Genomic DNA, 13330 nt, shown 5'->3' on the forward strand with positions numbered 1-13330 from the left:
AGATTTCTTCAGCCAGCCCTAACTAAGTAATCACACCCTGATTTTTTGTAAAGACGCAATTTCTCGCCTCTCAGCACTCACAACTCAGCACTCAAAACTCAGCACTCAGGACTCAGCATTCAGCATTCAGCATTCAGCACTCAGCACTCAGCACTCAAGACTCAGCACTCAGCACTATATTGCACCCCTGGCAGTCAAACGATAAATAAAAGCTTTTACAGCAAATTCCGGTAAAGCCAACATCCGTCGCCAACGCCAAGGTTCTTGATAAAGCCGATATAGCCATTCTAAATTGTTATTTCCTAACCAATCAGGAGCGCGAGTTTTGTTCCCTGACCAAATATCAAAACTACCACCAACGCCAATCCAAATCGCTTGAGGGCATAAATGACGGTTTTGGGCAATCCATAACTCTTGACGTGGTACTCCCAAACCCACAAAAATGACTTGTGGCTGTATTTGACTGAGTGTTTGTTTTAATTGTGCTTCTTCTTCTGGGGTATGGTAGCCCGAATTAGTACCGACTAAATTCAAGTTGGGAATTTGCTGCTGCCAAAATTCCGCAGCTTTTGCAACTACTCCAGGTGTTCCACCATAGAAAAAAATTTTTGCATCTGACTGCTGTTGTCCCAGTTCTTGTAACAGGGTTTCTGCTAACTCAATTCCCGGACAACGCTGCACTTTTTGCCAGAAAAGCCACCGTAAATACAGAACTACACCCGCACCATCTGGAATTACTAGCTCGGCATTTTGAATCACTTGAGCAAGAGTTTGATTCCGTTCTGCCTGTATAGTCATTTCTGCATTTAGCGTAACTACATGAGTCCCTTTGCTGTGTTGCAGGCATTCCAGCAACCAGCCTGGATAGTTACTCATGACATGAACTGGTATTCCCAGTACCGAAAACACTTGAGGCGATTTAAACATAGCCCAATCTTTAATTAGACTCATACCAGATTCTCCCGAACGTAAGTTTATCAAATTTTTTCAGGGGCTGTCCGTCTAAAATTTAGCAATCAAGAATTTGTTTCATTAGGCAGAGAAAATAGAACAATTACTTACTCAATAACTTAATAGGCTACATCGAAAGTTAATAAATTTGGTAATTGCAACAGTATGTAACAAAACAGCTTGATACTACATAAGTAGTTGCAAATAGATTCCGAACGGCAAATTTAGGAAATTTTATGGTAATTCACACCAAAAGTATCGATTTTAGCTGGATTTAACTCATCTTACTAGTCCATACACCTGCAAAAATAGAAAGCAACATGAAACTAATTGAGGTTAGGCACTGTCCAAATATATTGAAACTACATCTATATGGGACTTTTGAGGAATGTATTTCCCATAAATCACATTTATGGGCTTCCAGAGCGAAGAGATTCGTAAACTCCACTTTAAAGTTAAAGTAATGTAACGTGCGGAATTTGACTATGAGTAAAATTCGTATTGCTCTGATTGAAGATCATGACCTCACCCGTGTAGGTATTCGGACAGCTTTACTACAAAGGGAAGAAATTGAAGTTGTCGGAGAAGCTGCCAATGCAGTGGCAGGGCTGAAAATGTTAAAAACGGTACAACCAGATATTGCCATTGTCGATATTGGTTTACCAGACAAGGATGGTATTGAACTGACAAGAGAATTAAAAGCTCTCACTAATGGAGATGATTCAGCCATCAAGGTGCTAATTTTAACGCTCCAGGATAATAAAGAAGCTGTGCTGGCAGCTTTTGCGGCTGGGGCTGACTCGTACTGTATGAAAGATATCAAGTTTGATAATTTACTCGAAGCCGTGCGAGTTACTTATGATGGTAATGCTTGGATTGATCCAGCGATCGCGCGGATTGTGTTACAACAAGCACAGGAAAATTCCTCCTTACGACAAACTGTTTCCACGGATCATCAAGATATTTCCCCAACTTCAGATTCTGAGGAAGAAGAAAATATTAACGTTTATACCCTGACTGAAAGGGAGTTAGAAGTGTTACAGTTAATCGTTGAAGGTTGTAGCAATGCACTCATTGCTGAACGACTCTTTATTACCGTTGGAACTGTAAAAACACACGTTAGAAATATTTTGAATAAGCTATGTGCAGATGACCGTACTCAAGCAGCAGTACGTGCCTTGCGTTCTGGATTGGTGGGATAAAGTTCAATTTGAGTGTAAACACCATGAAATCAACTTCACCGAAGTTTTAAACTTTCTGTGATTTTATCAGTATCAAAGTGGGTAACTTCTCTTTAGAGACTACTTTTTAATCTATTAGGTAACAGGTGGGATAAAAATTGCAAAATCTCGCCATTTAAGTATCCCAAAATTTAAAGTCAAATATGACTCTAACAGAAATAGAAAAATTAAAGCTCATGGTAGTAGACGATGAGCCGGATAACTTAGACTTACTCTATCGTACTTTTAGGCGAGATTTCCAAGTATATAAAGCTCATGATGCCCTGAGTGCGCTACAAATTCTCGACCAAGAAGGCGAAATGGCTGTAATCATTTCGGATCAAAGAATGCCGGAAATGAACGGTACTGAATTTCTAAGTCTTACAGTGGAGCGATTTCCCGATACCGTTCGGATTTTACTGACTGGCTTTACTGATGTTGCAGATTTGGTAGCGGCAATTAACTCTGGTCAAGTATTTAAGTACATCACTAAACCCTGGAGTCCTGAACAACTCAAAGAATTAGTTGAGCAAGCCACTGATATATATGGACTAGTCAAAAAGCGTACCCGTGAGTTAAGTCGGGCTTTGCGCCGAGAATCTTTATTTAATGCGGTGACAACGGCAATTCGGGAATCCCTGAATTATGACAGTATGCTGCAAAAAATTGTTGTCACTATTGGCAAGACATTTGCAACTACTTTTTGTTTACTCAGACCAGTAGAAAGAGACAGATTGACAGAAGACGAATTTTTTTATCAAGATTCTAATTCCAGTTTAGCTAATTGTGATTATGACCCCAATCTATTAATTGAAAAAGTTCTTCAAACCTGTGAGTATCAACTTACTCAAGATACCTATAAAGGCAAACAACGTCAGCAGATGGTTGTACCCCTTTCTTATCAGCAGCATTTGCTAGCTATCCTTGCTATCTGCCAGTGGGGAGATAAGCAACTTTGGCAAAACGAAGAAATTCAACTAATAGTAGGTGTCGCTGAACAAGCCGCGTTAGCTCTCTCTCAAGCAAAACTCTACCAACGCCTCCAAGAAAAGCAAGCACAACTGAAGACGGAATTGGAAGTTGCTCGCCAAATCCAAAACAATCTGCTCCGCCAAACTCTACCTGATATCAAAGGTGGGAAGGTGCAAGCCTGTTGTTACCCTGCTCGTGAAGTGGGAGGGGATTTTTTTGAAGTGTTTGTCCATCCCAGTGGCGATTTATGGTTGGCCGTAGGTGATGTTTCCGGTAAGGGCGTTCCAGCTGCCTTATTCATGGCTAGTGCTATTTCGGTATTACGCCGGGAATTAGCTCAAGAAACGCCAGCCAAACCAAATGTAATACTACATAATCTCAACAATGCTCTATGTGATGATTTGATTCGCAACAATTGCTTTATTACCCTTGTCTTAGCTCGTTACACTCCTACAACCAATGAACTAGTTTATGCTAACGCCGGTCACATCTATCCCCTGCTGTGGTCACATCAAAACTCTTTAGCTGTTAACCCTAATTATCTCAAAGTGCGTGGTATTCCTTTAGGTATCTTGCCCCAATGGCAGGCAGAGTCAGGTCACTTAGTTCTGGCTTCAGGAGATTCCTTACTGTTAGCTAGTGATGGGATTACAGAAGCGATGGTATCAAATCAATTTTTAAATTCTGAGGAAACGGAAGATAGTGGACAATTAATCAGGCGTTCTATGCTCAACCAAGAAGGACTTTGGCAAATCCTACAAAGAGAACCTCAACCGCTATCTCTTAACAATTTAATTACTCGTATTCAGGCAGATAATCATGTTCAAGAAGATGATCAAACTATACTTTCATTGGAGGTTTTTTAGGTAATGAAAAGTGAGCTTCATGTACCAAGTGACCTGAATTATTTAAACATCGTCGAAAGTTGGTTACTAGGATGCTTAAAAATCCATCTCAAAGAATCAGTGGATTGGTCAAGGCAATCAAGTCGTTTGCGGCTGGCATTGGTGGAAGCATATTCAAATGTAGTCCGTCATGCCCACAAAGAGCAACCTAGCTTACCGATTCTAGTGCGTTTGGAACTTAAAAATAGAAATATTGCTATAGAAATCTGGGACTATGGCGAAGGATTTGATATGTCTACTTACTTTCCGCCTAATCCTACAGATAAACAAGAAGGTGGTTATGGATGGCTGATTATGAATCGTCTGATGGATAATGTTGAATATCAGTTACAAGTTAATGGTGCAAATTGTCTCAAATTAGAAGCTACTTTACCAGAATGAACTAATTAACAATTTTAAATGCTCAAATTGACGATTGCTAGACTTTTTCAGTATTGTTTCAGCTTACATAAAAAGTCTGGTAATTGCCGGTTATCCGGTATGATTAGCATCAATAATATGTCTTGGTTGGCTCCGGTAACTCGCGCGATCTCATAATTCAATTTATCATCCATCCATAGCAATTATCCCTTCACTGCTGAGTTGCTGGAATCGTGCCGAGTGCGGCCGCTAGTTGACCGAAGAAAGGCAGAAAGCAGAAGGCAGAAGGCAGAAATACAATTTTTGCCCTCTGCTATCAGGGTAACAAGCCTCTAAATTTATTTATTGAATAGAGGTCAATTTGTGAATAAATGTTAAATTAGATAATAATTTTTGCTAATTTAAGTTGATTTATGACTGGTAATTATTAAATACTGGATGTATAGCAACCGCCTCAGCGATTTATTTTATATCTCCAGAAAAAAGCTGATGGCATAGCTCTACAACCCCCAGGATAGCCAAGGGTGTAAAGAATTACACTAAATCAACCAAAATTGTTATGACGAAATCTATGGAAGCTTTATTTTGTTTGTCGCCACGCTATCGCCTTGATGACGAATCACCTTGGCTACAGGGTATCGACCCCAGTCGTCATTACTGGATTACCGTGAATGGAGACAAAAACTTTACCATAGCTATACCTGGATTAGTAGTTTCTTCAATGAGTGAATTGAAGCAAGCTATCCGCCAATTTCGCTCTTTGCAGCCTGGGGAACAAATGACTGTAAATAGAATTGCCAGTAATTGCACGATTTACTGTGTCAGTCCTAATTGCTATGCTGTGGAAGAAGAAATTAATGATGCTCCGGTTTGGCATCTATTTGATCAAGAAACGTTAGATAGTTTATTAATGACGGCACATCCAGAATGGCAATGTGCGCCATCAGATATTGATTTAGGTCGGAAACTGTTAATGCGCTCTTTGCTGCAAACGGCTGTTACCAAAAAATAACCAAGATTCAAATTAAATTTAGGCTAATTTTCTCGACGCAGAGCAAGTAACTCTTGGGGAGAACCTAAAAGTTTAATTTGAGTGCTGACAATTTGCCGTTTTCGGTTGAGGACAAAGAACCAGGTAACATTGACACCACACCAGGAAGTTTGCGCCTTACCTGTTACCTGAAACTGGATTTGGTCATTTTCCAGGGTTTCGACAATGCCTTGACGCGGATAGGCTTGAATATTTTCAGCTTCTTGTTGTAAATAGAGAGCGATCGCATCTCGTCCCACAATACCAGATTCAAAGGGCGGATGCATCACACCATCATCGGCAAATAGTGCCGCAGTTGTGGGAAATTCTCCGGCGTTGAGAGTTTCAAAGTAACGCAGGATAGTTGGTTCCACAATTCCCTCAATCTGGAATTCTTCTGTGATTGTAACGGTGACGGTGGTCTGAGTTACCTGTATAGATTCAGCAGCTGTCATATATTTATCTTGATTACAGTAGCTGAGGTTAATTAAAAGACAAAATATAGAATCAAAAAAAGATGCTCTAGAAATAGATTGCCGAAAGTGAGAATATTTCCCAGCCTCTCTGCCTTTTCCTACTCAGCACTCAGAAAAGGGGTCAACGCCCATATCAGCTACTACTTGACGAAGCACAGAGATTTGCTGACCAAAATCTAATGCTTTGATAGCTTCCAGTACCTGCATACCATCACGAGAAAATTCATAGCCCACTGGCATAGGTACAACCAAGTGTTTTACCATCAATTCTGATAACTCGTACCAAAAAGCCAATTTTGTGTTATTGCTGAGGATACCGTAGGAACGGGAAATTGGAGTATTTTTCTGAGTAGCTAAGTCACGCATCACATTTAACTGCTCTGCATAAGACATCTGTTTGATTTGAGTTAGCAATCCTTGGGCTAACTGTAAACGAGCTGCACCTGTAGCGGCTGGTGTAATGGAACGTCCCATTTCTGTGTAGGCATACCATAGCACTGCTAGTTGGTCATCCGGGCTGAGGCTTTGGAAGACGGCAGTGGTGGACTGAACTGCATCACCAGGCTGAGAACCATAATTTAAGGCGTTTGATAAGCGGGTTGAAGCTGCATCAGAAGTGAATGTCATGATTTCACAACAGTTGATTAATTTAGTGGGAGGTTTGCTCTACCTCATAATTTACATATTGCATTATTTCTTAACAAAATTCAAATAATTATTACATATAGGTGGGTTAGCCAATGTTGAACAAAGGTTGTCAAAGGATAATGTATAAATAAGCTGCCAATAATTGCCGCTAAATTCACATAAAAAAAATGGAACAATATTCTGTAACTAACAGCAATGTAGTTAAAGAAAAAGCCAGAGAGTTGGGATTCCACAAAGTCGGGATTACGGCTGTCAATGGGGTAGATAATACAGACGCGCAGAGGTTACAAGCCTGGATAAGTCTGGGTTATCACGCCGATATGGAGTGGATGAATAGCCCCAAGCGTCAAGATATGAGCTTAATTATGCCAGAGGCGCGATCGCTTATATCTGTCGCCCTCAATTACTACACACCAGACGAACGTCCTGGAGGCGAAGAATATGCCAAAATTTCACGTTATGGCTGGGGTAGGGACTATCATAGAGTAATGCATAAAAAGCTGAAGGCGCTGATGTTCTGGCTAGAATCATTGGGTGCTGGTATTCAAGCGAAATATTATGCAGATACTGGCCCAGTACAAGATAAAGTTTGGGCGCAACGAGCCGGGATTGGTTGGATTGCTAAAAATGGTAATCTAATTACTAGAGAATATGGTTCTTGGGTATTTTTAGGAGAGATTATCACAAATTTGGAATTAGAGAGCGATCGCCCACATACAGAACACTGTGGTAGCTGTACTCGTTGTCTAGAGGCTTGTCCCACAGGTGCAATTACCCAACCATTTGTCGTCGATGCTAATCGCTGTATCGCCTATCATACCATCGAAAATCGCTCAGAAACACTACCAGAGAAAATCTCATCCAATTTACAAGGTTGGGTTGCAGGTTGCGACATTTGCCAAGACGTTTGTCCGTGGAATCAGCGTTTTGCCCAGACAACGGATGTAGCAGATTTTCAACCTTATCCTGCTAATATTGCGCCTCATCTGATAGAATTAGCCAACATCTCAATCGAGGAGTGGGATAAACGATTTCCCGCATCCGCCTTGCGGCGGATTAAGCCAGAAATGTTAAGACGAAATGCCCGTGCTAATCTTGACGCATCCAAACTTAACGAATGACCCAGCAAGTAATTATTTTTGATTTTGATGGCACGATTGCGGATACAGTAGATGCTCTTGTGACTATTGCCAATCGTTTAGCTATAGAGTTTGGTTATATACAAATTACTCCAGAGGAACTTTCCCTACTAAGAAATTTTACCTCTAGGGAAATTATTAAATACTTAGGCATCTCTTTTTTTAAAATTCCGTCTCTACTAAAAAAGGTGAAAGGAGAATTAAAATACAAAATTAAAGAATTCAAACCAATACCAGGAATTTACGAAGCTTTAATAGAATTACAAAACGAAGGCTATAGATTAGGAATTATTACGTCTAATTCTCAAGAAAACGTCACAGCTTTTCTTGAAAATAACGAATTAGAGCATTTATTTGAATTTATTTATTCAGGAGTGACAATTTTTGGTAAAACCACCATAATTAATAATGTATTAAGAAAAAAACAACTCAAAACGCAAGCAGTCATTTATGTCGGGGATGAAACCAGGGATATAGAAGCTTCAAAAAAAGCTAATATCAAAGTGATTGCGGTGGCTTGGGGTTTCAATTCTCCCGAAGCTTTAGCTAAACAAAATCCAGATTTTCTGATTAATCATCCCAGTGAATTACTAGAAGTTATTAAACAGTGTTGAAGGGTTTGTTTAAGTTAGGTTTTGCTGTTCGCATAGCGTGCCGTGTATGGTCAGAATTATGGCTTTTTTAAAGCAGAGTTAGCATAATATCTACTGAAGCACCAATATTAGTTATAAAACCCCCAACTTCCTTTGATCAGCCATAAATAATTCTTGGATAATTTTGCAATTGATGGAGTAATTTTACCAAGGCTAGGGTCAAATTTCTTTCTATCAGAAGGCAGACTTATACATCTACTAAAAGTATAGGATTCCTATAGATTGAAACTATTTAATATAACTCTTACTTTTGGAAGTAGATTTTGGCTGTAGAAGTTTGGTAATCCTTAATAGGATTAATAAATTCTGGAGATATATTGTGACTAAAACTTCCAATAAAACTGTTTCTCAAGCACTCAGCAATGAGACTTTAAAAGTAGTTGAAGGATTTAATTCCTTAGATACCGATGCTAAACTAGCATGGTTTTATTGTGTTTATGAAAAAATGGGTAAATCTATTACTCCTGCGGCTCCAGATGCGGCTGAACCACAACTTTCACCCATGCTTTTAGGAGATTATTTAAATTTGCCACCAGAGCAACAATTACAAATCATGCGGGATATTGTGGAGGGTAAAAAAACAGATTATTCCCGTGCTTATGGTGCGATTAAAGAAAATAATCAACTATTAGTTTGGTATGCTTGGGCTGTGGCAATGGGAGATCAAGTAGTGGGAATGCCAAATAATTATCAGCGTACTGATGCAATCAAGAATTTGGTTTCCCAAACTGAAAAGCTAGATTTTGAGGGACAAATATCTGTGTTCCGCACAATTGCGGGTCAAATGGGCTACAGCGATGTTCAGCCAATTGAAACACAAGCACAAACAGGAAAAACCCCTAGTTTGTAACCAGAGGGGAGAGGCGACATAAGCAAAACCCACGTAGACGGGGTTCAAATGTTTAATATGTCGCCACTTGAGTCAAATCCTTTGGTGTCAAGTTACTGTGGACAACTGCACCATCACGAAACCACACAATGCGTCGGGTTTGAAGCGCTACTTCTGATTCATGAGTCACCATAACAACGGTGATTCCACTGTTATTTAATTCGGTGAAAATATCCAATACTTCCTGGGTTGTATGAGAATCAAGTGCGCCTGTGGGTTCATCGGCGAGGAGGACAACGGGACGGTTAACTATAGCACGAGCGATCGCTACCCGTTGTTGTTGTCCACCAGATAATTGAGTGGGTTTATTATTCAGGCGTTTTTCTAGACCGACTTTTGTCAATGCTTCCGTGGCGCGATCGCGTCTTTCATTGGGGTTGACGCTGGCATAAATCATTGGTAGCATGACGTTTTCTAAGGCTGTGAGTTGGGGTAATAAGTGAAATTGTTGAAAGACAAACCCCAGTTTTTTATTGCGGATTTTGGCCAAATCTGCATCGTTCATTTGAGCGACATCAAGGTTATCTAAATAATAATGTCCGGTGGTGGGGCGATCTAAACAGCCGATAATATTCATGGCTGTGGATTTACCAGAACCAGAAGGCCCCATAATTGCACAATATTCACCCTCATTGATCGTTAAGTTCACATCGTTGAGGGCTTTAACTTCGGTTTCACCACTCCCATAGATTTTAAAGATATTCTCTAGGCGAATAATTGCCGATTGCGGTGCAGGATTAGGAACGAGAGGATCAGTAATTGTGATAGTGTTTGCCATAAGAATTTAGTTATTGGTTTACTTCTTATTTCTAGGATAGTGTCTGGGTTTGGTGATCAGCCAGCCAAGACCGATAAAAAATAATGTAACCAGAATACTTAAAAATAAGGATGCGTAAAAAGGATGGGGTGGATTTTTCGGAGATATTGCAGCTAGGGGTATATTGATTTCGCTGATGTATTGGGTGATAATGGCAGAAATAATTGCACCGCCACCAAAGCCAATACCTAATATTTGGATGGTGCGTTCTAAGGAGCGATCGCTCTCAGCCTGTTGTGTTTCTACAATACCTCGAATAGTATCAACTATCTGCCCAAATAATTCTTTACCTGGAAGCAGATAGTTAATATCTGTTTGTACTTGTTCCTGAAATTTACGACAGTCTTTTTTGAGGAAGTCTTGCCAAAATTCAGGAATATTACCGCCACCAATAGTTTTGATTTTATCTAAGCAAATTTCGTAATTCTTAATATCTGTGTTAATTGCAGTTAAATGTATTTGTAAATCTTGCAAACATCTGGTATAATCCAGGCTTTTTTGAGGAATTTCTACAAGTAGTTCTGGCAATTTATCTATTTGGGTTTTATTTTTATCTATCAGGTTATTAAACTCTGATATTGTCTTTTCTAAATAGCTATAAATTGCTCTAGCTTCTCGATATCTTTGACGTGCTTGATGATAGATATATACTATTTTATGGTATGAGCAAAGTAAATCTCGCAACCACTCATAAGCCTTTCCAGATAGTTGTATGGTTGGAGATTTATTATTATTAATAGTTATAAAAATTTGACATTGTTTAGTCGGGTTATTTGGTTGATTATGGTCTTGTGCTTGATATTCAAATAACAAACTACCAAAAAGTTTGCTTTGACTTATCTGTACAGGGTTTAAATTTGTACCTGCAACTAAGGCGACTGCTAATTTTTCAGCTAGTGCATTACAATCTTCACTGGAATCTACTTCTCCATAAATCCATAATGTTTGTCCTAATGATGCTTGAATGTTAGACGGTAGTAGACAACTTGGTTGAAAATGTTGCAGTTGTGGTATTTCTATCAAGATGTTTGCTGATTCAGCAAAAAGTGTAATATCAACTGCGTAGGTATCGTTAAGCAAGAAAGGCTGAAGATTAGCATTGATTTTAAAGCCGTCTGTTGTGGGGAGACTACCTAAATCTAAACTTCCAACATCAGTTAACCATTCTGTTTTTCTTGCTTGTTCTCGTTTGGGTTCATATTTACTATTTTCATAGCAAATTAATTTTGCTCGTAAATCTTTCAACCCAATAAAAGGAAGTTCATTTTCCCCCACTTTCACCAGATTTTCCCATAAGAGATTAGCATCTGCGACAACTTCACCGGGTAGTTCAGTTAGGGTATGACGGAGATGAAAAGCATAGAGACTGAGGCTAAAATTCTTCACGGTTTTTGCTGAGATTGTTTTTCGTCAGATAAAGGAGAGTTATTTTTAATTGCGTTCTCTAATAATTCCTTTGATGATGGACTAGGTTGATCTGGTGGAGTCGTTGATTTACTATTACCTATGCCTATGTTAGTAACCGCATCAATTGGATATGCAGCAGTCAATGATTTCAGGTTTTGCTTGTAAGTTTCTAAAAGTTGACTACGGGATTCTGTTTGCAACCAATTTTCTATTATTTCTGTTATTTCCTCATCGTCTTCTGGGAACTGATTCCATAGTTCCTGTAATTCGTTCCAGTCTTGAGTGGGAATCAATTTTGATTGAGAGTGAAGCACTTGAATAAAAGCTAAAATGCTATTTTCAACAACTGACATTTGCTAAAATCCTTTACCTATAGTACAAAAAGCAGCCCAATAAAAAGGTGATTCAAATGGTTTGGTTAAGGTATTTTCATGATTTTCAAAGTATTGATTTAGTTGTGCCTGCCAACCTAAACTGAGTGAAGATTGACTCACCCAAGTTTGAAAGTCTTGCACTGTTGTATTCCTTAACCAGCGTTGTGCTGTATTTAAAGCTAATACAATATTACTTTGCTGCTGGAGTTCTTCGTAAAATTTAATCATCAATAAAGCTGTAGCTGTAGCACTGACAGTCCAAAGGCTACTCACTACATTAGTGCTACCAGCTAAGAGAAATCCACTGGGTAAGCCAATATATTCATCACTGGTGCTGGTAAAATCTGTAACTCCGGTTTCGCAAGCTGAAAGAGTGACTAGGCGACAGTTTTCTAGTTTGAAGTGAGTAATGATATCTGCTAAGGTCAGGTTGCCATCAACTAACTGTAAACCAGAATCTAGGGGAGAAGTAGAGTTAAAGTACCCGTGACAAAAGAAAAACACACAGTTAGCTTTGAGTAATTTTTCATTTAATGTTACGTTTTCAGGATTTTTATCGAAGTGAATAATTGCTGATTTTTGGGCTTTGTCTTGCTTCAAAATATAGGCATTGGCAAACTGTTTTTTTATGGTTGCAACTGCTCCTAAATCTTTTTCATATAAGTCGGCTGTGGGAGTTTGGATAGCAAACAGAGATTGGAAGTTAGAGCGTTCACGTATTTGTAATTGTTGTAATATTTGACAACTAGGCGCATAGCCGACACCGTTTTTAAATAAATCAAATAAGTATGACTCTCCTACAGGTAAAGCATGGAGCGGGAACAGGTGTAAGAAGCGATGGGGAATGAGGATTAACTTGTAGTTTTTGGGTATTTTGGCTATATCTAATATTTTTTCAATATGCAGAATATCAGCTAATTTTTGTAAGCGTTCTTCTAACTGATTTTGCCATTGAACTTTATCTTGGTCTTGTGGGTTATAGTAGTCAAGCAAATATTCCTTTGTCCAATCAAAAAGGGCATCTAAGTCTTGTGGTTTAGAATGCCAAATGACTGGTTTATCCTTGTGGTGGGTGATGATGAAAGCACGAAAACAATCATTAAAAATGTACCACTGGATGATGGCAGTGTTGTGATCTAAAAGATTTTGGATTTCTGGAAAGCTGATACTACTACTAATTAATGGTAAATTTGCTTGACTTGTTGATGCTGCTTTGGTTAATAGTTCTACTAAATTGCGGGTTTTGCTGCGTTCGATATATTCTATTGCTTCAGTGTCTTTTCCCAATGCTAGGCAAACTTCCACCATGCGTCGATAAAGCTGATTCCATTCTTCTGCTTGTTTACGTTTGCTTTCATCCCCAGAAATAATTTCACCCCGGATAGATTCTACTGTTAGTATTGCATCGGCGAAGGTATTATGAGCTAAATCAAATTGTTTTTCATCTTGGTATAAGATGCCAAGATTTAACAAAGTTTCTGCGTTTTTC

Annotated in this window: 13 protein-coding genes and 1 pseudogene; 7 read left to right on the plus strand and 7 right to left on the minus strand. The window is 39.0% G+C overall.

Going from position 1 to position 13330, the window contains the following annotated elements:
- Positions 1-174 precede the first annotated feature (174 nt).
- Positions 175-927, minus strand: coding sequence for a WecB/TagA/CpsF family glycosyltransferase (locus VB654_RS08095; RefSeq protein WP_323213201.1), 753 nt, complete (start codon positions 925-927; stop codon positions 175-177).
- Between the two features lie 509 nt (positions 928-1436).
- Between VB654_RS08095 and VB654_RS08100 the strand changes: the two genes are divergently transcribed.
- From VB654_RS08100 to VB654_RS08115, 4 genes are all read left to right on the plus strand, one after another.
- Positions 1437-2153: a response regulator transcription factor gene (locus tag VB654_RS08100; protein WP_323213176.1), complete on the plus strand. Its 717-nt coding sequence runs from the start codon at positions 1437-1439 to the stop codon at positions 2151-2153.
- A 182-nt stretch (positions 2154-2335) separates the two neighbouring features.
- Positions 2336-4009 (plus strand): SpoIIE family protein phosphatase, encoded by a 1674-nt coding sequence (locus VB654_RS08105; RefSeq protein WP_323213177.1) that lies wholly within the window; start codon positions 2336-2338, stop codon positions 4007-4009.
- Positions 4010-4012: 3 nt separating this feature from the next.
- Positions 4013-4429 carry an anti-sigma regulatory factor gene (locus VB654_RS08110; protein ID WP_323213179.1) on the plus strand — a complete coding sequence of 139 codons (417 nt, stop codon included), beginning with the start codon at positions 4013-4015 and terminating at the stop codon, positions 4427-4429.
- 550 nt (positions 4430-4979) lie between these two features.
- Positions 4980-5420 carry a hypothetical protein gene (locus VB654_RS08115; protein ID WP_323213202.1) on the plus strand — a complete coding sequence of 147 codons (441 nt, stop codon included), beginning with the start codon at positions 4980-4982 and terminating at the stop codon, positions 5418-5420.
- A 23-nt stretch (positions 5421-5443) separates the two neighbouring features.
- On the opposite strand, the gene VB654_RS08120 is transcribed toward VB654_RS08115, so the two are convergent.
- Positions 5444-5893 carry a nuclear transport factor 2 family protein gene (locus VB654_RS08120; protein ID WP_323213180.1) on the minus strand — a complete coding sequence of 150 codons (450 nt, stop codon included), beginning with the start codon at positions 5891-5893 and terminating at the stop codon, positions 5444-5446.
- Between the two features lie 123 nt (positions 5894-6016).
- Positions 6017-6541 carry an orange carotenoid protein N-terminal domain-containing protein gene (locus tag VB654_RS08125; RefSeq protein ID WP_323213181.1) on the minus strand — a complete coding sequence of 175 codons (525 nt, stop codon included), beginning with the start codon at positions 6539-6541 and terminating at the stop codon, positions 6017-6019.
- Positions 6542-6729: 188 nt separating this feature from the next.
- On the opposite strand from VB654_RS08125, the pseudogene queG reads away from it, so the two are divergent.
- The 3 genes and pseudogenes from queG to VB654_RS08140 all read left to right on the plus strand — a co-directional run bounded on the left by queG (position 6730) and on the right by VB654_RS08140 (position 9204).
- Positions 6730-7705, plus strand: a pseudogene (queG, locus tag VB654_RS08130) (tRNA epoxyqueuosine(34) reductase QueG).
- Positions 7680-8315 carry an HAD-IA family hydrolase gene (locus VB654_RS08135; protein ID WP_323213182.1) on the plus strand — a complete coding sequence of 212 codons (636 nt, stop codon included), beginning with the start codon at positions 7680-7682 and terminating at the stop codon, positions 8313-8315. The pseudogene queG and the gene VB654_RS08135 overlap by 26 nt, the downstream one beginning before the upstream one ends.
- Before the next feature lie 358 nt (positions 8316-8673).
- Entirely contained in the window at positions 8674-9204 is a 531-nt protein-coding gene (locus tag VB654_RS08140) for an orange carotenoid protein N-terminal domain-containing protein (RefSeq protein WP_323213183.1), read from the plus strand.
- Positions 9205-9256: 52 nt separating this feature from the next.
- Here the strand turns inward: VB654_RS08140 and VB654_RS08145 are convergent, their stop codons facing one another.
- The 4 genes from VB654_RS08145 to VB654_RS08160 form a co-directional block, all read right to left on the minus strand.
- Positions 9257-10021: an ABC transporter ATP-binding protein gene (locus tag VB654_RS08145; RefSeq protein ID WP_323213184.1), complete on the minus strand. Its 765-nt coding sequence runs from the start codon at positions 10019-10021 to the stop codon at positions 9257-9259.
- Between the two features lie 18 nt (positions 10022-10039).
- Positions 10040-11446 (minus strand): hypothetical protein, encoded by a 1407-nt coding sequence (locus VB654_RS08150; protein ID WP_323213185.1) that lies wholly within the window; start codon positions 11444-11446, stop codon positions 10040-10042.
- Positions 11443-11820, minus strand: coding sequence for a hypothetical protein (locus VB654_RS08155; protein ID WP_323213186.1), 378 nt, complete (start codon positions 11818-11820; stop codon positions 11443-11445). Before VB654_RS08155 ends, VB654_RS08150 begins: the two co-directional genes overlap by 4 nt.
- Before the next feature lie 3 nt (positions 11821-11823).
- A partial coding sequence (locus VB654_RS08160) for a CHAT domain-containing protein (RefSeq protein WP_323213187.1) occupies positions 11824-13330 on the minus strand: 1507 nt, incomplete at its 5' end.

It is taken from the genome of Nodularia sp. UHCC 0506 (genome assembly GCF_034931045.1).
GTDB lineage: Bacteria > Cyanobacteriota > Cyanobacteriia > Cyanobacteriales > Nostocaceae > Nodularia.